This is a genomic window from Pseudogemmobacter sp. TB195, assembly GCF_058313095.1.
The window spans coordinates 100,561-122,585 of sequence record NZ_JBZEGG010000017.1 but is presented as its reverse complement, the minus strand read 5'-3'; the positions used below and the strand labels follow the sequence as shown (position 1 = coordinate 122,585).

Here is a 22,025-nt window from a genome sequence, read left to right as displayed (position 1 = left end):
AGAGACCTTCGTGCAAATGGACCACAGGCCGACAATGCACTAACATTCAAACCGGACCACTCAGTGGGGGCATTCCACTGGCAATAAAAGCAGGCGCAATCCTTGCTGGCAGCGATCCCCTCGCGGTGCCGGGAACTGTGCTTGTGAGCCGCATCGACATCTTCTTTCATCTCAGCACGATCACATGCGGAGCGAAAATGGTCCAGCGTCCGCTTCGTCCCGCATAGCAGACATGCTGACCCTCTAAGATCCGGGCTGACGCTGGCCGTTTAAGGCCGGCTTGAAGGGGGCGTTTAACCGGGACCGGGCAGGGCGCTCAGGCCCCGGTTTTCAAAACTCGAATGGTGCAGGTTTGGGTGTCAAACAGTGCAGCTTTCGCTGTCACGCTACACTGGTATTTCACTACAACAAGCCGCCTTGGTCTGGTGAGGTCCTGGTGGTTGGGGCTATTTGCTTATTTGCATTTTGCGAAACTTGTGGTGGCAATAGTTTGCAAATTTCCGAAGTTTCGTTTTCATTTCCTGTCGCGCAATATTATTGTCCTCTCGATTCCCCGGGAGGTGCGCCATGAAAGATATCCTGCAAGAGCTTGAAGACCGTCGTGCAGTGGCGCGGGCAGGGGGCGGGCAGCGGCGGATTGATGCGCAGCATGCCAAGGGTAAGCTGACGGCGCGCGAGCGGATCGGTCTTTTGCTTGATGAAGGCTCGTTTGAAGAATTCGACATGTTCGTGGCTCATCGCTGCACCGATTTCGGGATGGAGCAGGACCGGCCCCCGGGGGATGGGGTTGTCACCGGCTGGGGCACCATCAATGGGCGGATGGTCTATGTCTTCAGCCAGGATTTCACGGTTTTCGGCGGCTCGCTCTCCGAGACCCACGCGCAGAAGATCTGTAAAATCATGGATATGGCGATCCAGAATGGGGCGCCGGTGATCGGGATCAACGATTCCGGCGGGGCGCGGATCCAGGAAGGGGTCGCCTCGCTCGCGGGCTATGCTGATGTGTTCCAGAGGAATGTTCTGGCCTCCGGCGTGGTGCCGCAGATCTCGCTCATCATGGGGCCCTGCGCGGGAGGCGCGGTCTATTCGCCCGCCATGACCGACTTTATCTTTATGGTGAAAGACAGCTCTTACATGTTCGTCACCGGCCCGGATGTGGTCAAAACCGTGACCAATGAGGTGGTGACGGCCGAGGAACTTGGCGGAGCATCGACCCATACGAAGAAATCCTCGGTGGCGGATGGTGCATTTGAAAACGACGTCGAGGCGCTGGCTGAGATTCGCAGGCTGTTTGACTTCCTGCCGCTCAACAACCGCGAAAAGGCACCGGTGCGGCCCTTCTTTGACGAGCCGGGCCGGATCGAGCAAAGCCTTGATACGCTGATCCCGGACAATCCGAACCAGCCTTACGACATGAAGGAGCTGATCCATAAGATCGCCGATGAGGGCGATTTCTATGAGATCCAGAAGGATTACGCTGGCAATATCATCACTGGCTTCATCCGGATCGAGGGGCAGACGGTGGGCGTGGTCGCGAACCAGCCGATGGTGCTGGCGGGCTGTCTGGATATCGACAGCTCGCGCAAGGCGGCGCGGTTCGTGCGCTTTTCGGATGCCTTCGAGATCCCAATCCTGACGCTGGTTGATGTGCCGGGCTTTCTGCCGGGCACAAGCCAGGAATATGGCGGTGTGATCAAACATGGCGCCAAACTGCTGTTTGCTTACGGCGAGGCGACGGTTCCGAAGGTGACGGTGATCACCCGCAAGGCCTATGGCGGCGCCTATGACGTGATGTCGTCGAAACATCTGCGCGGCGATTTCAACTATGCCTGGCCCACCGCCGAGATTGCGGTGATGGGGGCGAAGGGCGCGGTCGAGATCCTGTACCGCTCGGAACTGGGCGATAAGGACAGGATCGCCGAGCGCACGAGGGATTATGAGGATCGATTCGCCAATCCTTTCGTCGCGGCTGAGAAGGGCTTTATCGACGAGGTGATTCAGCCCAGATCCACCCGGCGCCGTGTGGCACGCGCTTTTGCGAGCCTTCGCAACAAGAAGCTCTCGAACCCGTGGAAGAAGCACGACAATATCCCGCTCTGAAACCCCCATGAGGTGAGGTCGGGATATGTCTTCTCTGTTCAGCCGTCTTTTCATTGCCAGTTCTCTGGCGCTTTGCCTTGCGGCGGGGCGCTGTGACGATGGGGAGGCGGCCGCGACGGGCGAGGGGGCAATCGCGCTGCCTTCGGGCAAAACCGCCGAATGGCTCGACGTGCAGAGCGATACAGTCGGAGTTGAGGGCGCGACCGCGCGCTTTCGTTTCATCGACAAGAGCCTGAAGCCGGGCGAGGACCGCAGCGCAGATATGCAGAGCCTTTGTGACACATTCGCGCGTGAGCGGGTTGCGGCCATGGTGCCTGCGCCACGCCAGATTGTGATCACGCTGGCCGATCGCCCGGTTGCCTTCGGTGCAACTGATCCCGAAGCCGTGCAGCTTTTCGAGGCATATCGCCTCGAAAACGCTGCCTGCATCTGGGAGATGTTCTGAAGATGGCACTACATCTGGTTGAAAACTGGGGCAAAACACCTCCTTCTGATGTATTGGAGTCACAGGGTGGCAACTTACTCACGCGCGCGTGTTTTTCGGCCCCGGATTCCGCTATCTTCACCCCAGGCCGACCCCAAGCGGCCTTTACCTCGCAAAGGGACAGGGCCGGCATAGTGCTGGCCTCAAGATCCCTGAATGAATGGAGCAGAAGATGTCGAGCACTATCCGTATTGTCGTTGCACTGGCTTTCGTGGGCACCATTGCTGCCTGCGCAAAGAAAGTTGAAGAAGAAGTCGTCTATATCGACCAGCCGGTTTCGGTCGAGCCGGTCTATACCGGTAAATACAAGTAAGACGACCGCTCAGCCCGGACGGAGATTCGGACGGGCTGAGCCGTTTCTGCGGCGCGTGGCACTGGCCGGCGCCGCCTGTTTTGGGCCTGTCTCAAAGCATGGCAGAGCTGTTGCCGCATTCGTTGCGCAGGCTTTTGCAAATTCTGTGAAATCTCCGATTCCCTTCTGCGAGCGCACACCATATGGTGCGGCACATCACCCTGATTCGCACTGGAGGTTGTCATGCGGACCACTGCTATCGTCGCCCTTATCGCTCTCTCGACCCTGGCCGCTTGCGCCAAGAAAACCGAGACCGTTGTTGTTGCTGAGCCCGTTTCGGTCGAGCCGACCTACACCGGCAAGTACAAGTGATTTCGCAGGGCGGTTGATCCCTGACGGATCGGCCGCCCGGCTTTCCTGCCTGACCGGATTTATTCCGGGTTTTGTACCGAATGTTTCTGGCGCCGCTGGCGCCACGCCTGCCCATCCTGCTAAAGCCGGTTCCGCAAAGAAAGGAACCGCGCCATGTTAAAGCACAGGGGCTTTCCGGGGCGTCTTACCGGAACCGATTTCCAGTTCACCATCCGTCGCGCCAATCTTAAGGATGGGCCGGCAAAGATCATCCGCCGCGAGCGGTTCAGGGATCGCAAATTCGTCGACCGCAAGGCTGACGAGGCCTTTATGGCAGCGCTCTGGGCCTGTTTCGGCGAAGAGGTGTTTGAGCGCGGCAATCTTGATGCCGGGCGACTGTCCTGGCTGTTTGGCCGCGAGGTCGTGGCCGCAGAAGATCCCTTCAATCCGGCCAGCTATGAGGCCTTGCTGAAGATCGACGTCAAACGCGCCGAGGCGGCCTTTCCGGCGGTTTTTGCGCCGGATGCACCGGCTGTCAGCTTTGACGAGGATGACGGGGAGGATTGGGAATGATCCTCCTGCCGGCAGTCTTTCCGCGCAACATGACCCTTGCGGCCACGGCAAAATGCGCTGGCCTGGCGGGTTTCAGCCGTTTTGGCGGTCGCATTTGCGTGAGAACTGCCGGCATATCTTTTGCAACGCAAAAGAATGCGCTAGAATCGGCCTCAACCATAACAAACCGAGGCAGTCTCTCATGCGTAAACTTGTCCTGCTCCTCCCGATTCTCGCCCTGCCGCTGGCTGGCTGCGTCAATAATGGCGGTGGCTATAACAACGGCTATGGCAGCTCTTCGCCGATGGACAGCGCCGCTGTGCGCACCGTTGGCGGCGCCGCAGCCGGCGCGCTGGTTGCAAGCGCAACCGGTGGTTCGAAAACCCAGGGCGCCCTCATTGGCGCCGTTGCCGGCGGCGGCTCCTGCATGGTGCCCGGCCTCAACAACTGTAACTGATCCGTCGCCCGCAGCCGCGGGGACCGATCTTATTTTCGACAATCTGAAACGGGGTCTTCCGGCAGCATATGCCGGAAGACCCTTTTGCATTTCGGCCCGGCTGAAGCGGGCCGGGACTGAGGGAGAGCCATGTTCAAGAAGATCCTGATCGCGAACCGGGGTGAGATCGCCTGCCGTGTCATCAAGACCGCGCGGAAGATGGGCATTAAGACGGTTGCCGTCTATTCCGATGCCGACCGCAACGCGCTGCATGTGCAGATGGCGGATGAGGCCGTGCATATCGGCCCGGCCCCGGCGAACCAGTCCTATATCGTGATCGGGAAGATCCTTGACGCCATCCGCCAGACCGGCGCCGAGGCGGTGCATCCGGGCTATGGCTTCCTGTCCGAACGGATGGATTTCGCCGCCGCCCTTGAGGAAATGGGCGTTGTGTTCATCGGGCCGCCCTCTCCGGCGATCGAGAAGATGGGCGATAAGATCACCTCGAAGAAACTGGCGCAGGAGGCCGGGGTATCGACGGTGCCGGGCTATATGGGGCTGATTGCTGACGCGGAAGAGGCCGCGCGCATCTCGGACCAGATCGGCTATCCGGTGATGATCAAGGCGTCTGCGGGCGGTGGCGGCAAGGGGATGCGGATCGCCTGGACAGCCGATGAGGCGCGCGAAGGGTTCGAGTCGTCAAAGAACGAGGCGGCGAACAGCTTCGGCGATGACCGCATTTTCATTGAAAAATTCGTGACGCAGCCGCGCCATATCGAGATCCAGGTGCTGGCTGATCAGCACGGCAATACCGTCTATCTGCATGAGCGCGAATGTTCGATCCAGCGTCGGAACCAGAAAGTCATCGAGGAGGCGCCGTCGCCCTTCCTTGATGAAGCGACCCGCAAGGCGATGGGCGAACAGGCCTGTGCGCTTGCGAAAGCGGTGGGGTATACCTCGGCGGGCACGGTGGAATTCATCGTCGACGGCGCGCGGAATTTCTACTTCCTCGAGATGAACACCCGGTTGCAGGTGGAACATCCCGTCACCGAACTGATCACCGGCATTGACCTCGTTGAGCAGATGATCCGTGTGGCGGCGGGCGAGAAACTGCCCTTCGCGCAATCGGATCTGAAGATCAACGGCTGGGCGATGGAAAGCCGGCTTTACGCCGAAGACCCCTATCGCAACTTCCTGCCCTCGATTGGCCGTCTGACCCGCTACCGCCCGCCGGTCGAAGGTCAGACCTCGCGTGGTGGCATCGTTCGAAATGATACCGGCGTCTATGAGGGCGGCGAGATCTCGATGTATTACGACCCGATGATCGCGAAGCTCTGCACCTGGGCGCCGACCCGTGAGGCCGCGATTGGCGAGATGCGGCTGGCGCTCGACACATTCGAGGTCGAGGGGATCGGCCATAACCTGCCTTTCGTCGCGGCGGTGATGGATCACCCGAAATTCGTCGCCGGTGACATCACCACGGCGTTTATCGCCGAAGAATATCCCGAAGGTTTCCAGGGCGCGACGCTGCCCGAGGGCGAGCTGAAGCGGATGGCGGCGGCGGCGGCGGCGATGAACCGCGTGGCCGAGATCCGGCGGACGAAGATTTCCGGCACGATGGACAATCATCAGCGCCGGGTGGGGGATGACTGGGTCGTGAGCCTCGGCGGGTATGATTTCGCGGTGACGATTGCGGCGGATCGCGAGGGCTCGACCGTGGGCTTTGCGGATGGCAGCAGCCTGCGCGTGAGTTCAGACTGGGTGCCTGGCCAGCCGCTGGCGCGGATCGCGGTCGATGGTTCGGATCTGGTGATGAAGGTCGAGAAAATCCCGATGGGGTTTCGCCTGCGCAGCCGTGGCGCCGATCTGAAAACCCATGTGCGCAGCCCCCGCGCGGCGGAGCTGGCGAAACTGATGCCCGAGAAACTGCCGCCCGACACCTCGCGCTTCCTTCTGTGCCCGATGCCGGGGCTGGTGGTGAAGATCCAGGTCGAGGAAGGCCAGGAGGTCCAGGAAGGCCAGGCGCTCGCCACCGTCGAGGCGATGAAGATGGAGAACATCCTCAAAGCCGAGAAACGCGGCGTGGTGAAGCTGATCAAGGCGAAACCCGGCGAGAGCCTCCGGGTGGATGATGTGATCATGGAGTTCGAATAATGGCGCGTGTCAATTCGCTGGAATTGAAGGAGCCGAGCCGCACGACTGCACATGCTCCGGTATCGGCAAGCTATGTCACGTTCGAACTGGATGGAGACAGATTTCTGCAGATCTCGACATATGGTTCAGCAGAGGGTCAGTCTGCGGGTGTCGCGAACCAGATCATGCAGTTCGGACCGGAGGGCATTGCAGCCCTCCGCGCCGTGCTGGCAAAGCTCCCGTGAAAGGTCAGCGCCCCGCCGGGTTTTTCTCCAGCGCCTCGGTGCGGGCGATGGGCATTTTGTCGATGGTGTTGATGATCTCGCGTGGCGCGCGGGGCGAGGGGCGGCGGACCGGCGAGCGCCAGTCCTTGTCCATCATCACCAGCGAAAAGCCACGCGGGCGCAGCTTGCGGCGGATCTCTGACGGGGTCGCGGGATCGGTGTCGGTGATCAGCACCACATCGCGCGCCACCAACTGCGGGTAAAGGTCGGGCAGGATCTCCATCTGCCGGATGAAATTCGGGTCATGCGGATTGTCGGCAAAGACGATCACGGGGCGCCGCAGGAATAATTCGTCTGCTTCGGAAATCTCTGAGGCAGGCACCGGGCCGAACAGGGCGCCCAGATCGGGCATCTCTGCTGTCGGCTCTTCAGACGGGGCCTCCTGCGCCTGCAGGAGGGAGGGAACAAGGCCCGCAATCGCGGCCATGAGAACGAGGGAACGGCGGTCGAGCTTATGATCCATGCTCCGGATATAGAGTGGATCGGGCGAAACCCCAAGCGGCGAGATGCGCCTGATCGACAGATCGGGTCAGTCTGGCGAACGGAGTGACGAGAATGAGCGATCAGAACACCCCTGACCTGGCCTCCTGGGAGGCCTTGGCCTCGAAGGAGCTGAAGGGCAAACCTGCCTCCAGCCTGAACTGGCAGACGCTGGAGGGGATCGAGGTCAAGCCACTCTATACGGCGGCCGATCTGGAGGGGCTGCCACAACTGGGCGAGCTTCCGGGTGTGGCGCCTTTCACCCGTGGGCCGCGCGCGACGATGTATGCGGGCAGGCCCTGGACGATCCGGCAATATGCCGGGTTTTCGACCGCCGAAGAGAGCAATGCTTTCTACCGCAAGAACCTTGCGGCGGGGCAGCAGGGGGTTTCGGTCGCCTTCGATCTGGCCACGCATCGGGGCTATGACAGCGATCATCCGCGTGTGGTGGGGGATGTGGGCAAGGCCGGTGTGGCAATCGATTCTGTCGAGGATATGAAGATCCTGTTCGACGGCATTCCCCTGGACAAAGTCTCGGTTTCCATGACGATGAATGGTGCGGTGATCCCGATCCTCGCCTCGTTCATCGTGGCGGGGGAAGAGCAGGGCCATGCGCGCAGCCTGCTGTCGGGCACCATTCAGAACGACATTCTGAAAGAGTTCATGGTCCGCAACACCTATATCTATCCGCCCGAGCCAAGCATGCGGATCATCGCGGACATCATCGAATATACCTCGAAAGAGATGCCGAAATTCAATTCGATCTCGATCTCCGGCTATCACATGCAGGAGGCGGGGGCGAACCTCGTCCAGGAGCTGGCCTATACTCTGGCCGACGGGCGCGAATATGTCCGGGCGGCGCTGGCGGCGGGGATGCCGGTTGATGAATTCGCCGGAAGGCTGTCCTTCTTTTTCGCCATCGGCATGAATTTCTTCATGGAGATCGCGAAACTCAGGGCGGCGCGGATGCTCTGGACCCGCATCATGCAGGAGTTTGAACCGAAGAAGCTGTCTTCGCTGATGCTGCGCACCCATTGCCAGACATCGGGCGTCAGCCTGCAGGAGGCCGATCCCTATAACAACGTCGTCCGCACCGCCTATGAGGCGATGTCTGCGGCTTTGGGCGGCACGCAGTCACTCCACACCAATGCGCTCGACGAGGCGATTGCGCTGCCGACCGAATTCTCGGCCCGGATCGCGCGGAACACCCAGCTGATCTTGCAGGAAGAGACCGGCATCACCCATGTCGTCGATCCGCTGGCCGGGTCTTACTATGTCGAAAGCCTGACCGCGCAGCTGGCGGAAGAAGCCTGGAAGCTGATCGAAGAGGTCGAGGCGATGGGGGGCATGACCAAGGCGGTGGCCTCGGGTATGCCGAAGCTGAGGATCGAGGAAACCGCGGCCCGGCGTCAGGCGATGATCGACCGCGGCGAAGAGGTTGTGGTCGGCGTAAACAAATACCGCAAGGCTAAAGAAGACCCGATCGACATCCTCGAGATCGACAATATGGCGGTGCGCGACGCCCAGATCGCGCGGCTTGATCAGATTCGCGCGACCCGTGACCAAGTGGCCTGTGATGCGGCGCTGCTGGAACTGGGGCGACGCACCGTCGAGGGCGGCAATCTGCTGGAAGCCGCCGTCGAATGCGCGCGGATGCGGGCCTCCCTTGGCGAAATCAGTCTCGCGATGGAAGGTACATTCGGGCGTCACAGGGCGGAGGTGAAGACTTTGGCAGGGGTATACGGGGCCGCCTATGAGGGCGATGCGGGTTTCGAGGCGATCCAGAAAGACGTCGAGGCTTTCGCGGAAGAAGAGGGCCGCCGGCCCCGGATGCTGGTCGTGAAAATGGGCCAGGACGGGCATGATCGCGGCGCGAAAGTGATCGCGACCGCCTTTGCCGATATCGGATTTGACGTGGATGTGGGGCCTTTGTTCCAGACCCCGGAAGAGGCGGCGCAGGATGCCATCGACAATGACGTCCACATTATCGGCATCTCATCCCAGGCGGCGGGGCATAAGACACTCGCGCCGCTGCTGATTGCGGCGCTGAATAAGGCCGGTGCGGGTGATATCATGGTGATATGTGGTGGCGTGATCCCGCAACAGGATTACGACTACCTGAAAAAGGCCGGGGTGAAGGCGATTTTCGGGCCGGGCACCAATATCCCCGATGCAGCGAAAGAGATCCTCGACCTGATCCGGGCGACACGCGCCTGATACCGGCATTTTTTCTGATACCGGCATTTTTACAGGGAAAAGGGGGCGATACCGCCCCCCTTTTTTCATTTGATGAGGTTCGGTTCGCGGTTTGCTGCGCTGATCGCCCTTTCACTGATCCTGCGTTGGCTCTGTCATTGCTCGGCCAAGACCATAAAAAAGGGAATTCGCGGGTCATCGCGCCAGAGGATTGCACCATCCTGATGCCGCAGCTCCTGGCAGAGTTTTCCTTTACCCACCCGGAGGTGATGGCGTTGATTTCCGGGGCGAAGGGGCCGGGCGAGGGCAATGGCGCGGGCTGCTTTATCGGTTTCGGTCGGGACATGGTCGAGGCACTGATGAAAAGCCGGGGCTGGGATGAGGTGAGGGCCAATCGCGAGCGTTTTCGCGTGGTTGGGTCAGGTGCCGCCTCGGACGTGGTTGGCTTTTAAGGCGAGGATCCGTTGTCGACGATCTGTTCGTCAGCCACAGGACCCCGGCTACGGCAACAGATCCCGCTGCACACTTCTTCGGGTATGGGGGCGCATCTTTCTGTACTGCCGTCGTGCCCCCTTCTGGCAGGGGCGGGGTGGCGATGTGATGTGCCACCGGGCTGGCGGCATCGGCGGTATTTCGTAGGGATGTCCGGATTGCGCAATCCACGCCTTGTCTTCTGCGCTGTCCGGCCCCATCTTGTTCTTACGACCGTTGGTCATGCGTCGAGAAGTCTCCGCCTGACCTCGTTTGCCTTGATACCCTGAAATTGTCGGCACCTCAAAGATCTGGGGTGTTTCCGGTTCCCGGTTCTGATCCGACCCTGCGGCTTTTGCCTTTGCAGGGACTGAACCCCATATCCGTGCCCCAGGGCCGGATCATCAAAGGATAATCTCGTGGCCAGGGAAAACAAACGCGGCAACCGCGAAGCGAAAAAGCCCAAGCAGGTCAAGGTCGCGCCCGTCGCGGCACCGCTGTTCGAAAAGGGCGCCCTGTTTGCGGCGGCAGCGCCAAAGAAGAAAAAGACTTGATCCGCCTCCTCCTCTCGGCCGCGGCACGCTTACGAAACGGGGGCGGAACAAGGGAGAGGAGAGGTGAGACTGGCCCCGGCGCCGCAGGCGGGTTTCCCGGCGCCGCAGGCGGGTCCCCCGGTTCTGCCGGCCTTTGGTCGGACACCGCGCCTGTGCGGGCAGAGCTTTTCAGCGTAGAGCGGCTGGAGCAGCACGCGGTCACGCTGGCCGCGGCACAATCGGTTGCCTCACATCGCAACAGGATGCCGCCGCTGCGCCGCAGGCTTGATGCCAATGCCAGGGTCCTGCTCGCCGCCTGGCGGGCCAGCGCCAGAGAAGTGGCTGCCGGGCATGATGTGGTTCCGGCGGCTGACTGGCTTTTGGACAATTATCATCTGGTCGAAGCGCAGATCCGCGAGATCCGCACCGATCTGCCCGATGGATATTACCGTCTTCTGCCCAAGCTGGCGGAGGGGCCGTTTGCGGGGTATCCGCGCGTCTTCGGTATCGCCTGGGCCTTTGTCGCCCATACCGACAGTCATTTCGACCCGAAGATCCTGCGCCGCTTTCTGCTGGCCTATCAGACGGTCCAGCCGCTGACGATCGGCGAGCTCTGGGCCGTGGCCATCACCCTGCGCATCGTGCTGGTCGAGAATCTGCGGCGGCTCGCCGATCAGATGACGCTGGGCCGGGCCGAGCGGGCCGAGGCCGACAGCCTTGCCGATCAGATCTGTGCCCCAGGCCAAGCCCATGCGGCGCTGCTGCCCGAGGTCGAACGGCGCGCGCGTGGCCCCCTGTCAGAGGTATTCGCGGCCCAGCTGGCCAAACGCCTGCGCGACCGCGATCCGCGCACCAATCCGGCACTTGGCTGGCTCGAGGAACGGCTGGAGGCTCAGGGGACCAGCATCGATACGGTCGTGCGCCACGCCCAGGAACGGCAGGGGGCGTCAAACGTCACGCTGCGCAATGTGGTGACCGCGATGCGCAGCATCTCGGCCACTGACTGGGCCGATCTCTTTGAAAGTGTCAGTTTGGTCGAGGCACGGCTTCGGGAACAGCCGGGCTATGGCGCGATGGATTTTTCCAGCCGCAACCTGTACCGCAGCGCCATCGAAGACCTGTCGCGCGGCAGCGCGCTCAGCGAGACTGCCGTCGTGGAACAGGCGCGGGCCCGCACAGAAGCACACCAGGCGGGAGAGGCGCAGGCCGATCCGGGCTGGTCGCTGATCGCCGCCGGACGGCAGGCTTTCGAGCGGCAGATCGGGTTTCGCCCCTCTGCCCGGCAGCGCTTTCGCCGTTGGGGGATCGCTGCGGGCTTGCGGGGCTATCTTGGCGCGATCTGCGGTCTGACGCTGGCCCTGCTGGCGTTTTGCGCGGTTTGGGTGGCGGACAGCGGCCAAGGTCTCATCTGGCTCCTCGCGATGGTGCTGCCGGTCAGCGGCGTTGCGGTGATGCTGGTGGACCGGGTGGCGGGCGCCGGCCTCGGGGCGACGTTGCTCCCAGGTCTTGATTTGCGGGGCGGAGTGCCGGAACAGCTGCGCACCGTCGTTGTTGTGCCGGTTCTGGTCACCGGCAGCAAGGATCTGGAAGACCAGATCGGGGCGCTGGAGGTGCATCACCTTTCCGGGGCAGGGGGCGATCTGACCTTCATCCTGCTGACGGATAATGTGGATGCCCCGCAGGAGGTTATGCCGGAAGATGCAGCGCTGCTGGCTCAGGCAGAGGCAGGTATCGCCGCCCTGAACCGCCGCTATCCGCCGGGGCCGGCCGGTCCGCGCTTCCTGCATCTGCACCGCCCCCGGCAGTTCAATCCCGCCGAAGGTGTCTGGATGGGGTGGGAGCGTAAGCGCGGCAAACTGCATGAGCTGAACCGCCTGTTGCGCGGTGCGACGGATACCCGCTTTCGCACAGCCGACGGCCAGGTGCCGGCCGTTCCCGCTGCGGTGCGCTATGTCATCACGCTGGACGCCGACACCCGGATGCCGCGTGACACCGCGGCGCGTCTGATCGGCAAGATTGCCCATCCGCTGAACCGACCGGTCCTTGACCCGGAGGTGCAGCGCGTGACAAGTGGCTATGGCATCCTGCAGCCGCGCGTCACCCCGGCGCTGGAGCCGGGTGCCCCGGCGACGCTTTATCACAAGGCCAGCGCCGGTCCAGGCGGGATGGATCCCTATGCATCCGCAGCCTCGGATCTGTGGCAGGATCTGTTCGGCGAGGGCGCCTTCACCGGCAAGGGCATTTATGACATCGACGCTTTTGAGGCCGCGATGCGCGGTCGGGTGCCCGAGAACTCCCTGCTGAGCCATGATCTGCTGGAGGGGATCTTTGCCCGCGCCGGTCTTGCCTCGGATGTAGAGCTGGTCGAGACATTTCCGGGTCGAACCGACATTGCAGCGCGCCGCCAGCATCGCTGGACACGGGGCGACTGGCAGCTCCTGCGCTGGCTTTTTGCGCCCGCCGTGCCGGTGCTGGGACGGGTCAGGATGGCCGACACGCTGCGTCGCTCGCTGATCGCGCCGTCGATGCTGGCGGCGCTGGTGCTGGGATGGGTGCTGCCGGGAGGGGCCGCACTGGCGGCGACGCTGCTGCTGCTCGCCGCTCTGGCAGTGCCGCTGGTGTGGCCGGCGGTTCTCGGGCTGATTCCGCACCGGGCCGGGCTGGATCTGTCGGGCCTGTTGCGCCAGGCGGCGGGCGATCTGGCGATGACGGGCCTGCGGGTCGGGCTGGCGGTGACATTCCTTGCCGATACCGCCTGGCGGATGATGGATGCGATCCTGCGCAGTCTGTGGCGGACCGGCGTTTCGCACCGCCATCTGCTGCAATGGACCACGGCGGCGCAGGCCGCGGGCGGGGCGAGACCCGGGCCGTGGCGCCTTGCAGGTTTCATGGCCGGCGGCATCGGCCTTGGCGTTGCGCTCGTGGGGGTGGCTGTGCTCATTGCGCCCGCAGCGGCGCCGCTCGCGCTGCCTTTTGCAGCATTGTGGCTTTGTGCGCCGTTGATTGCCTGGCGGATCAGCCATGCATCGGCCCGGTCGCCGCAGGAGACCCTTACCCCCGATGCGGCGCGGGATCTGCGGCTGATTGCCCGCGCCACCTGGTCCTACTTTGAGACCTTTGTGACTGCGGAGCACAGACACCTGCCGCCCGACAATTTTCAGGAAATTCCGGTGCCGCTGACAGCGGCCCGCACATCGCCCACCAATATGGGCCTCTATCTGCTGTCTTGCGTGGCGGCGCGCGATTTCGGCTGGATCGGAACAATCGAGGCCACTGCGCGGCTGGAGGCGACGCTTGCCACGATGCAGGCGCTGCCGAAGCAAAAGGGCCACTTTTACAACTGGTACCGGACCCTGGACGGCGAGGTGCTCAGCCCGGCCTATGTCTCTTCGGTGGACAGCGGCAATCTGGCGGGACATCTGATCGCCCTGGCAAATGCCTGCGACGCCTGGGCGATGGATGACGGCTTGCCGGACAGCGAAACCCAACGCGCGGGTCTCACCGACACGCTCAGCCTTGCCCGCCGGTCACTGGGGGGAGATGTTTCCGGGATCAGCGCGCTGCTCGACGATCTGGAAGCCGCGATCCTCGCCCCGGGCGAGGGCATTGCCTGGCCTGCCATCCTGCGTCTCGCCGTCAAGGCAAAGGGCGCTTTGGCGAGCGATCCGCTGGCTGACAGCCTGCGGGGATGGTTGCAGGCCCTGTGCGATCAATGCACCTGCAATGCCCATCCGCATGATCCCGAAGCATTGCCGCCGCGCCTGCACGCCCTGTCAGCAAAGGCACGGGAAATGGCGCTGGCGATGGATTTCGCCTTCCTTTTTGATCCCGATCGCAAGCTCCTGTCGATCGGCTGGTCGCGTGACGACAACGCCCTTGACGAGAGCTGCTATGATCTGCTGGCATCCGAGGCCCGGCTGGCAAGTCTTTTTGCCATCGCCAAAGGCGATGTTCCGGTGCGTCACTGGTTCCGGCTGGGCCGCTCGGCCAGGCCGGCGCGGGGCGGTTCGGTGCTGGTCTCCTGGTCGGGCTCGATGTTCGAATATCTGATGCCGGCGCTGGTGATGGAGGAGCCTGCTGGAAGCCTGCTGGATCAGACCAACCGGCAGGTGGTGTCCTGGCAGCGCGCCTATGGCCGCCAGAGCGGCATTCCCTGGGGCATATCAGAATCCGGCTTCAATGCCCGCGATCTGGATATGAATTACCAGTATTCCACCTTTGGCATCCCGGGGATGGGGCTGAAGCGCGGGCTTGCCACCGATCTGGTGGTGGCCCCCTATGCCACCGGGCTTGCAGCGATGTTCGCGCCGGTCAGGGCTCAGCAAAACTATGCCGCGCTGGAGGCGACAGGCGGTCGCGGGCGCTACGGCTTTTATGAGGCGCTGGATTTCACCCCCTCGCGGCTGCCCGAAGGCCAGGCCGTTGCGGTGGTGCGCAGCTATATGGCGCATCATCAGGGCATGACCATCGTTGCCATCGCGAATGTTCTGCATTCCGGCCGCATGAGGGCGCATTTCCATGCCGAGCCGATGATCCGCGCCACCGAGCTCCTGTTGCAGGAACGCATTCCGCGCGACATTCCGGCGGTGACCCCGCGACCCGAGGCGGTTGTTGTTCCAGACAGCACGACCGCGCTCGACATTCAGCGTATGGCGCAGATCACGGGCCCGCCGCAGGGGCCGCCGTTCAGCCATCTGCTGTCGAACGGGCAGCTTTCGGTGATGCTGACCGCAACGGGCGGCGGTTATACCCGCTGGGGCGACATCGCGCTGACGCGCTGGCAACCCGATCCGACCTGCGACAGCGATGGTCTCAGGATCTGGCTGCGGGATCTGGCGGATGGGCGCCTTTATCCGGTTGCAGGCTCAGCCGGGGCCGAAGACCGCGAAGTGCAGTACTTCGAGGATCGCGCCCTGTTTGCGCATCGTGCGGGCACGCTGACCACGACAATGGATGTCCTGGTCTCGGGCGAGGACGACACCGAGGTGCGGCGCGTTTCGATCAGCTCTTCCTCGCGGCGCCCGCGCGAGGTGGAGCTGACCTCTTACCTCCGCCTCGCGCTGACCACACCGGCGGCAGATGCGGCGCATCCGGCCTTTGCGCGGATGTTCGTCGAGACGGAATATCTGCCCGAATTCGGGGCGATCATTGCCACGCGCAGGTCGCGCACGCCTGATGAGGCACCGGTCTGGGCCGCCCATTTCCTGACGGTCGAGGGGGAGGCTGCGGCGGCAATGGAATTTGAAACCGACCGCGCCGCCTTTATCGGGCGCGACAATGACATGTCCTCGGCGCAGGCGCTGAGGCCCGGGGGCAGGCTGGTGGGCGGCACCGGCACGGTGCTTGATCCGGTCTTTGCGCTGCGCCAGCGCGTCAGGATCGCCTCCGGCGGCACGGTGCGGCTGGCATTCTGGACCGTGGCCGCGCCGGGCCGGGCCGAATTGCTGGACCTGATTGACCGCCACCATGATCGCAGCGCCTTTGACCGCGCCCGCACCCTGGCCTGGACCCAGGCCCAGGTTCAGCTGCGCCATCTCGGTGCGACCCCGCTGCAGGCGGCGGCGTTTCAGCGGCTGACTGCGCCGATCCTGTTCAGCGATCCGCGCTTTCGCGCCCGGCCCGATCTGATTGCCAGGGGGGCGGGCAAACAATCGGCGCTCTGGCCGATGGGGGTCTCGGGCGACCTGCCCATCGTGCTGCTGCGCATCGATGATGCCGATGACATGGCGCAGGTGCATGAGGTGCTGCTGGCGCAGGAATACTGGCGCGGCAAACGCCTCGCGGTGGATCTCGTAATCCTGAACGAGCATCCCTCCTCCTATGTGCAGGGGCTGCAATCGGCAATCGACGCCGCGCTGCGGGGCGCGCGCTCTGCAGGGGGCAGCGGCGGAGGGCAGACCTGTGCCTTGCGCGCTGACCTGATTTCACCCGAGGCGCGGGCGCTGCTGATTTCGGTGGCACGGGTGCTTCTGGTGGCACGGCGCGGCCCCATGGCCGAACAGATCGCCGCGATCCTGTCGGAGGATAGTGACGAAGAGGCGGCAGCCGCGCCGCGCCTGTGGCAGCGCCCTGCCACTGAGAGCCCGTCTCCGGTCGAAGAGCTGGAGTTCTTCAACGGCATTGGCGGCTTTGCGCGGCAGGGACGGGAATATGTCACGGTCCTTGACGGGGGCACCCCAACCCCCGCGCCCTGGATCAATGTCATCGCAAATGACAGCTTTGGCTTTCACGTCTCTGCCACCGGCAGCACCAGCGCCTGGGCAGAGAACAGCCGTGAGAACCGCCTGACCCCCTGGTCGAACGACGCCGTGGCAGATCCGGCGGGCGAGGCGTTCTACATCCGCGATGACGCCACCGGCGAGGTGTTCTCGCCCACCGCCGCGCCCTTGCACCAGCCAGGCCGCCATATCGCGCGTCATGGCTTTGGCTACAGCCGGTTCCGCCATGAGGCGGGCGGGATCGGCTTTGATCTGCTGCACTTCGTCCCGCTGACCGACCCGGTCCGGATCTCGCGCCTGACGTTGCGGAACCTTTCGGGGCAGCCAAGGCGGCTGACTTTAATCAGCTATGCCGAGCCGGTCATGGGCCCGTCGCGTGCGGGCGCTGCGCCGTTCCTGATCACCGGCCACGATGCAGAAACCGGCGCGCTCTTTGCCCGCAATCCGTGGAACATCGCCTTTCCGGACCGGGTCATGTTCGTCGATATGGCGGGTGCGCAATGCGGCTTCACCGCTGATCGCACCGGGTTTCTGGGTCGGGGCGGCACTTTGGCCAGCCCCCTGGCGCTGGGCCCCGGGCAAGCGCTTTCTGGCCTTAGCGGCGCGGGCCTTGATCCCTGCATGGCGCTGGAACGCCAGGTGGACCTGGCGCCCGGAGAACAGGTCGTCACGGACCACTTCCTCGGCCAGGCGGCCTCTGCCGAAGAGGCGCAAAGCCTTATCCTCCGCCTGCGCGCAAGCGATCCTGATGCCTTGCTGGCCGAGGTCGAGGCGCATTGGGAAGCGGTGCTTGGTACGGTTCAGGTCACGACACCCGACCGCGCGACCGACATCATGGTAAACGGCTGGCTGCAATACCAGACGCTGGCCTGCCGGGTGCAGGCCCGGGCCGGGTTTTATCAGGCCAGCGGGGCCTATGGCTTTCGCGATCAGTTGCAGGATGGCATGGCGCTGACTGTGCCGCAGCCCGACCGGGTGCGCGCGCATCTCTTGCGCGCAGCCGGACGGCAGTTCCCCGAGGGCGACGTGCAACACTGGTGGCTGCCGCATTCCGGGCAGGGCGTCCGCACGAGGATCTCGGATGATTGCGTCTGGCTGGCCTATGCCGTCGCCGATTATGTTTCGGTGACGGGCGATACGTCGGTGCTGGACGAGGAGGTCCCCTTTATCGGAGGGCCCGGCCTGGCACCCGGCCAGCATGATGCCTTCTTCCTGCCCGATATCTCAAGCAGCAAGGCGGCGCTCTGGCAGCATTGTGCGCTTGGGCTGGACCGGGCGATCACGCTCACAGGCGGGCTTGGCCTGCCGCTGATCGGGACGGGCGACTGGAATGATGGCATGAACCGGGTGGGCGAGGGCGGGCGGGGCGAGAGTGTCTGGCTTGGCTGGTTGCTGCTTGACACGCTGCGCCGCTTCCTTCCCCTGGCGGTGAGCCGCGATCCGGCCCGTGCCGCGCGCTGGCAGGCGCATGCCGACGGGCTGCGCATGGCACTTGAGCGCGAAGCCTGGGACGGAGACTGGTACCGCCGCGCGACCTTTGACGACGGCACATGGCTTGGCTCTGCCGCAAGCTCCGCGTGCCGGATCGATTCCATTGCGCAAAGCTGGGCGGCGCTGTCGGGGCAGGCTGACCCCGTGCGCACCGCGCAGGCCATGGCCTCGCTCGACCGGCACCTGATCCGTCCGAAACCGGGTATCGCCCTTCTGTTCACTCCGCCCTTTGACAAGGCTGATCCCGGATCTGGCCCCGATCCGGGCTATATCGCGGCCTACCCTCGCGGATTGCGCGAGAATGGCGGCCAGTACAGCCACGCGGCGATGTGGGCGGTGCTGGCGCGGACAAAGCTGAGAGATGGTGACGGGGCCGCGCGCCTTTTCGCGATGCTGAACCCGGTCAATCACGCGCTGACACCGGAAGACACGCAACGCTACAAGGTCGAACCCTATGTTGTGGCGGCCGATGTCTATTCTGTCAGCCCGCATGAGGGCAGGGGCGGCTGGACATGGTATACCGGCTCAGCGGCCTGGATGTATCGCGCGGCGGTCGAAGGCATTCTGGGCATCCGGCGCGAGGGGAGCTATCTGCGGATCGCCCCCTGTCTGCCTGCCCATTGGCCGGGCTTTGCCGCGAAGCTGCGCATCGCCGGCACCAGCCTTGATGTAAGCGTGACGCAGGGAAGCACTGAACCGGAAGGGTCGGTAACCGCGCAGGGCGGCGAGATGCGGGTCGCCCTGGACGGCGCGCAGCATCGGCTCAGGATCCACCTTCAGACCGGCGCTGCCTGAGCGGAGGCCGCCGCAATCCGGCCGCTTGCGCAAGGCGTCTCAGCCGGGCGGCTCTGCGCAAGCGTCTTCCGAGACAGTGACAGTGACCGCCATTTCGATCAGCGCGTCACTGCGGCCGGTGAAGCTGCCCGTGACAGGCACGATCTGACGCACGTCGCGGGCCACGGCCACCGGAATCAGGTTCTTCGGGCCGACGCTGCGATTGGTCGGATCAAAGGTGATCCACCCCGCGCCGGGGACATAGATCTCGGTCCAGGCATGGGTCGAGCCCGGCCCGGCCGTGCCCTGCAGTTCACTCTGAGGGTTGAACAGGTAGCCCGACACGATACGGGCGCCAAATCCCAGAACACGCACCGCTTCGGCCAGCAGGACCGCAAAATCCCGGCAGGCGCCCCAGCCACGCCGGAGCGTCTCGAGTGGCGTCTGGGTGCCTTCGGTTTCGCGGCATTGATAGGAAATCTGGTTGGCCACCCCGTTGCTGATATCCTTCAGCAGGGACAGCGTGTCGGTCGGGCGGCTGTAGACAAAGCCTTCGGCCCAGCGGAGGAGGTGACCTTCCGGATCAGCATATTGTGGCGCGGATAATGCGCCAAGATCGCTCCATTCGTCATCAGGGTAGCGGAAGGGCCAGTTTATCGCCGGAGCCGCGATGGAGAAGACGGGCCAGACCTGCGCCGTCAGCTCGATCCGCGTCCGGCTCTCGATCTCGAGATAGGCCGCAGGGTCTGCGAATGTTGCTGTGGCAACGGTATTGCCCGCCACATCATGCGCCCAGGTCATGTCCGCGTCCGGAGACACGGAAACGCTATGGGACAGCAGGCGCAGATCCCGCGATTCACGCGGGCGCAGCATCAGCCGGTGTTGCCCAAGAAAGACCTCGGTGCGGTAGCGATAGAGCGTTTTGTGAAATGTTGTGAGAATGGTCAACCGGCATCCAGTTCTGTCCTGTGGAGCAGCCCCGACGCCTGTGAGCTCCTCAGGTCTTCCGGGGTGTTGCGTGATGGAGGTTTGCGGGGTTTTTCCAGGAATGCGATCCTTTGCAGCGTTTGCAGATGCGTTCGCCGAACCCTTCGCTCGGGAACGCCGTCGCGCAACGCAGACAGAAACGCTCTTTCGGCGAATCCGCCAGGGCACGTTGCACAAGGGGCTCGTCCGGCACATCCGCGTTCATGGCTCTGTCGGCCACCCCGCACTCAGCCGCCCGCCCCCTGCCTCCCGCATCCGACCGCGCCCGGTCAGCCGCGCCTGATCTGCGGGCACGCGCCGGATCGGTTTCAGCATCCCTGCCTCCCGGGCCTTTGTCGTCCCAAAGAGACCGCAGATCCGCCCCTGTAATGTTGCGCAGGCCTTCCACCCCGCCCGGTCGTTTATACCGTTCCTTGTGACCGGCTTCGACGGCGCAGGCGACATGACGGCGGAGATCTGCTGCCACCTGGCCCCCGGGGCGGCGCCGGAGATCGGGGTTTCCCGGATCATCGCTCATTTTGCGCGACCCCTGGCGGGCGTGGCGCCAGATCGCGGTATACGGCGGCTTCCAGGTCTTTCTCTGTGACGGGACGCATCTCATCCCGACCGGAGCGGTCGCTGACCATTATATAGGTTGAGGTTCTGCGCCAGGCCTCGAAACTCAGCCCCTGCAAAAGCTCTTCCTCGATGAGGATATCATAAGGCCCGGCGGGGAGCTGGTCCACGTAGCCGGGCAAGGTGAAGGAATGGGCGAAAGACACGCGCTTCCTGGATGACCGAATGTTCATCTGTGGCCTCCGATCAGGTCTGAATGGCATGCCCGCGCGTCGCGTCAGACCCGCAGACATGCGACGGCAAGGTCTGGTCAAACATAGGACAGGCGGGCAGGGCCGGGGCTGATGGGTGTTAGCTTTCTTTAAAAATACAGCAACATGGACGCAGGCGGTCGGATTTCCTGGGGCGGGCCGCCGATCTGGCACGGACCGGGTGAAAAACAGCCCAGGGCTGCCCGAATTGATCCCCTGATGCGGCCCCGTGCCATCCGCCTGTCGTCCCGGCCAACCTGTTCAGCGCAACAGCGGGCCTTCATGATCCATATAGGCCGTATCGAAGCCCGCGAGGGATTGCAGCCGGGTCAGGTCGTTGAAGACAACCCTGCCTTTCTGGAAGGTGACCAGTCCGTCCTCCCGCAACTGCCGCAGCACCCGGTTGACATGGATGGCGCTCAGGCCAAGCGCATCGGCCAGGTGGTATTGCGTCAGCGGGCAGGAGAACCCCGTCCTGTCGCCAACCCCGACTAGGTTCAGCCGTGCCCCGAGTTCCAGCAGCAGATGCGCCATACGCTCGACCGCCGAGCGGCGCCCAAGGTTGACCAGATGCTCGACCATCATCGCCTCGTCCCGCGAGGACGCCCAGAGCACAGCGGTTGCAAGCCGGGGCGCTCTGGCAAAGGCGCCGAGAATATCCGGCGCGAAGACCTCGGATGCTTCGATATCTGTCAGCGCCTCGAGGCTGAGGTCCGAGGTGCGAAACAGAATGCTGCGCAACCCCAGAAAATCGCCGGGAATCTGGAAGTTGATAACCTGACGCCCGCCATCAGGCAGCATCTTGTAAGAACAGGCCCAGCCTTCGGCCAGGATAAAGGCGGAAGCGTTGGACTGGCCTTCATGCATCATCGTATGCCCGGCAGGAAAGGTTCTGCGCCGGTGATGAAAGCGCGCAAGCGTTTCCAGATCAGCCTCGGAGAGGGCCACAAAGGCCGAGAGTTTCCGGGTCAGGGCACTGCTTTCGACAAGCTTCAACGGCGTCTCCCGAAAAGGGGCGGAATGCAGAAATTGGATCGGTGAGGCTACTCTGGATCAGTCCGCCCTGCAGTGCTTCCTGTCAGGATACAGCAGCGCATCGGGATTCTGTCTTGTCCTGATCCCTTATACACCAAAAAGGACCACGCGTGATGCCCGTCCAGACAGATCATGCAGGCATGGCAGCGCTTTCCATCTGCGAGGCGCTTTTGCTGGCCATCAGTGACCACAGGCTTCTGCCCGAGAGCGAAATCGCCGGAATTTTGCGCGATGCGGCGGCGGCGCATGAAAATGCGGTGGGAGATGCAGCAGAGATGGAAATGCATCAGAGCGTTGCCGGCCTGATCAACGGGATCAGCGCCGGCATGAACTCGTCCGGTCTGCACCGGGGCTGAAGAGGGCGGACCTGCCAGTCCGCTGGGCTTTGCGAGGCACAGACCA

The 22,025-nt window shown here is 63.4% G+C and carries 17 protein-coding genes; 13 read left to right on the top strand and 4 right to left on the bottom strand.

All coding sequences use genetic code 11. From position 1 onward, the window contains the following. Positions 1 to 567: 567 nt before the first annotated feature. The 8 genes from AC4FS3_RS17770 (at position 568) to AC4FS3_RS17735 (ending at position 6,593) form a co-directional block, all read left to right on the top strand. Positions 568 to 2,100 carry an acyl-CoA carboxylase subunit beta gene (locus tag AC4FS3_RS17770; RefSeq protein WP_491021639.1) on the top strand — a complete coding sequence of 511 codons (1,533 nt, stop codon included), beginning with the start codon at positions 568 to 570 and terminating at the stop codon, positions 2,098 to 2,100. A 25-nt stretch (positions 2,101 to 2,125) separates the two neighbouring features. Further along, complete coding sequence (locus AC4FS3_RS17765; protein WP_491021638.1) at positions 2,126 to 2,545, top strand: DUF6497 family protein; 420 nt, start codon at positions 2,126 to 2,128, stop codon at positions 2,543 to 2,545. Positions 2,546 to 2,756: 211 nt separating this feature from the next. Further along, on the top strand, positions 2,757 to 2,897 hold the full coding sequence (locus AC4FS3_RS17760; protein WP_171909468.1) for a hypothetical protein: 141 nt from the start codon (positions 2,757 to 2,759) through the stop codon (positions 2,895 to 2,897). A gap of 222 nt (positions 2,898 to 3,119) precedes the next feature. Next, a complete protein-coding gene (locus AC4FS3_RS17755; protein ID WP_255532374.1) occupies positions 3,120 to 3,248 on the top strand; it encodes a hypothetical protein in 129 nt (42 codons plus the stop codon). Between the two features lie 153 nt (positions 3,249 to 3,401). Beyond that, the gene (locus AC4FS3_RS17750; RefSeq protein ID WP_198836207.1) at positions 3,402 to 3,800 is read left to right on the top strand and encodes a hypothetical protein; all 399 of its coding nucleotides are present in this window, start codon (positions 3,402 to 3,404) and stop codon (positions 3,798 to 3,800) included. Between the two features lie 181 nt (positions 3,801 to 3,981). Further along, on the top strand, positions 3,982 to 4,236 hold the full coding sequence (locus AC4FS3_RS17745) for a YMGG-like glycine zipper-containing protein (RefSeq protein WP_092896514.1): 255 nt from the start codon (positions 3,982 to 3,984) through the stop codon (positions 4,234 to 4,236). A gap of 129 nt (positions 4,237 to 4,365) precedes the next feature. Beyond that, positions 4,366 to 6,369: an acetyl-CoA carboxylase biotin carboxylase subunit gene (locus AC4FS3_RS17740; RefSeq protein ID WP_491021637.1), complete on the top strand. Its 2,004-nt coding sequence runs from the start codon at positions 4,366 to 4,368 to the stop codon at positions 6,367 to 6,369. Further along, the gene (locus AC4FS3_RS17735; protein ID WP_491021636.1) at positions 6,369 to 6,593 is read left to right on the top strand and encodes a hypothetical protein; all 225 of its coding nucleotides are present in this window, start codon (positions 6,369 to 6,371) and stop codon (positions 6,591 to 6,593) included. The genes AC4FS3_RS17740 and AC4FS3_RS17735 overlap by 1 nt, the downstream gene beginning before the upstream one ends. Before the next feature lie 4 nt (positions 6,594 to 6,597). Here AC4FS3_RS17735 and AC4FS3_RS17730 read toward each other — a convergent pair whose 3' ends face one another. Further along, positions 6,598 to 7,095 carry a DUF4174 domain-containing protein gene (locus AC4FS3_RS17730; protein WP_491021635.1) on the bottom strand — a complete coding sequence of 166 codons (498 nt, stop codon included), beginning with the start codon at positions 7,093 to 7,095 and terminating at the stop codon, positions 6,598 to 6,600. A gap of 92 nt (positions 7,096 to 7,187) precedes the next feature. On the opposite strand from AC4FS3_RS17730, the gene scpA reads away from it, so the two are divergent. From scpA to AC4FS3_RS17710, 4 genes are all read left to right on the top strand, one after another. Next, entirely contained in the window at positions 7,188 to 9,329 is a 2,142-nt protein-coding gene (gene scpA, locus AC4FS3_RS17725) for a methylmalonyl-CoA mutase (protein WP_283177510.1), read from the top strand. 203 nt (positions 9,330 to 9,532) lie between these two features. Continuing rightward, positions 9,533 to 9,760 carry a hypothetical protein gene (locus AC4FS3_RS17720; RefSeq protein ID WP_283177511.1) on the top strand — a complete coding sequence of 76 codons (228 nt, stop codon included), beginning with the start codon at positions 9,533 to 9,535 and terminating at the stop codon, positions 9,758 to 9,760. Between the two features lie 438 nt (positions 9,761 to 10,198). After that, the gene (locus AC4FS3_RS17715) at positions 10,199 to 10,333 is read left to right on the top strand and encodes a hypothetical protein (RefSeq protein WP_283177512.1); all 135 of its coding nucleotides are present in this window, start codon (positions 10,199 to 10,201) and stop codon (positions 10,331 to 10,333) included. A 152-nt stretch (positions 10,334 to 10,485) separates the two neighbouring features. Next, positions 10,486 to 18,816, top strand: a complete 8,331-nt coding sequence (locus AC4FS3_RS17710) for a glycoside hydrolase family 94 protein (RefSeq protein WP_491021634.1) — start codon at positions 10,486 to 10,488, stop codon at positions 18,814 to 18,816. Between the two features lie 39 nt (positions 18,817 to 18,855). Here the strand turns inward: AC4FS3_RS17710 and AC4FS3_RS17705 are convergent, their stop codons facing one another. From AC4FS3_RS17705 to AC4FS3_RS17695, 3 genes are all read right to left on the bottom strand, one after another. Continuing rightward, positions 18,856 to 19,743: a transglutaminase family protein gene (locus tag AC4FS3_RS17705; protein WP_491021633.1), complete on the bottom strand. Its 888-nt coding sequence runs from the start codon at positions 19,741 to 19,743 to the stop codon at positions 18,856 to 18,858. 545 nt (positions 19,744 to 20,288) lie between these two features. Next, complete coding sequence (locus AC4FS3_RS17700; protein ID WP_283177515.1) at positions 20,289 to 20,570, bottom strand: hypothetical protein; 282 nt, start codon at positions 20,568 to 20,570, stop codon at positions 20,289 to 20,291. Positions 20,571 to 20,849: 279 nt separating this feature from the next. Continuing rightward, a complete protein-coding gene (locus AC4FS3_RS17695) occupies positions 20,850 to 21,584 on the bottom strand; it encodes a Crp/Fnr family transcriptional regulator (protein ID WP_491021632.1) in 735 nt (244 codons plus the stop codon). A 152-nt stretch (positions 21,585 to 21,736) separates the two neighbouring features. Between AC4FS3_RS17695 and AC4FS3_RS17690 the strand changes: the two genes are divergently transcribed. Beyond that, complete coding sequence (locus AC4FS3_RS17690) at positions 21,737 to 21,979, top strand: hypothetical protein (RefSeq protein WP_491021631.1); 243 nt, start codon at positions 21,737 to 21,739, stop codon at positions 21,977 to 21,979. Positions 21,980 to 22,025: the final 46 nt, after the last annotated feature.

Coding starts and splice junctions, on each gene's coding strand:
- AC4FS3_RS17770 (WP_491021639.1), top strand. CDS start 568: ATGAAAGATATCCTGCAAGAGCTTGAAGACCGTCGTGCAGTGGCGCGG.
- AC4FS3_RS17765 (WP_491021638.1), top strand. CDS start 2,126: ATGTCTTCTCTGTTCAGCCGTCTTTTCATTGCCAGTTCTCTGGCGCTT.
- AC4FS3_RS17760 (WP_171909468.1), top strand. CDS start 2,757: ATGTCGAGCACTATCCGTATTGTCGTTGCACTGGCTTTCGTGGGCACC.
- AC4FS3_RS17755 (WP_255532374.1), top strand. CDS start 3,120: ATGCGGACCACTGCTATCGTCGCCCTTATCGCTCTCTCGACCCTGGCC.
- AC4FS3_RS17750 (WP_198836207.1), top strand. CDS start 3,402: ATGTTAAAGCACAGGGGCTTTCCGGGGCGTCTTACCGGAACCGATTTC.
- AC4FS3_RS17745 (WP_092896514.1), top strand. CDS start 3,982: ATGCGTAAACTTGTCCTGCTCCTCCCGATTCTCGCCCTGCCGCTGGCT.
- AC4FS3_RS17740 (WP_491021637.1), top strand. CDS start 4,366: ATGTTCAAGAAGATCCTGATCGCGAACCGGGGTGAGATCGCCTGCCGT.
- AC4FS3_RS17735 (WP_491021636.1), top strand. CDS start 6,369: ATGGCGCGTGTCAATTCGCTGGAATTGAAGGAGCCGAGCCGCACGACT.
- AC4FS3_RS17730 (WP_491021635.1), bottom strand. CDS start 7,095: ATGGATCATAAGCTCGACCGCCGTTCCCTCGTTCTCATGGCCGCGATT.
- scpA (WP_283177510.1), top strand. CDS start 7,188: ATGAGCGATCAGAACACCCCTGACCTGGCCTCCTGGGAGGCCTTGGCC.
- AC4FS3_RS17720 (WP_283177511.1), top strand. CDS start 9,533: ATGCCGCAGCTCCTGGCAGAGTTTTCCTTTACCCACCCGGAGGTGATG.
- AC4FS3_RS17700 (WP_283177515.1), bottom strand. CDS start 20,570: ATGAACATTCGGTCATCCAGGAAGCGCGTGTCTTTCGCCCATTCCTTC.
- AC4FS3_RS17690 (WP_491021631.1), top strand. CDS start 21,737: ATGCCCGTCCAGACAGATCATGCAGGCATGGCAGCGCTTTCCATCTGC.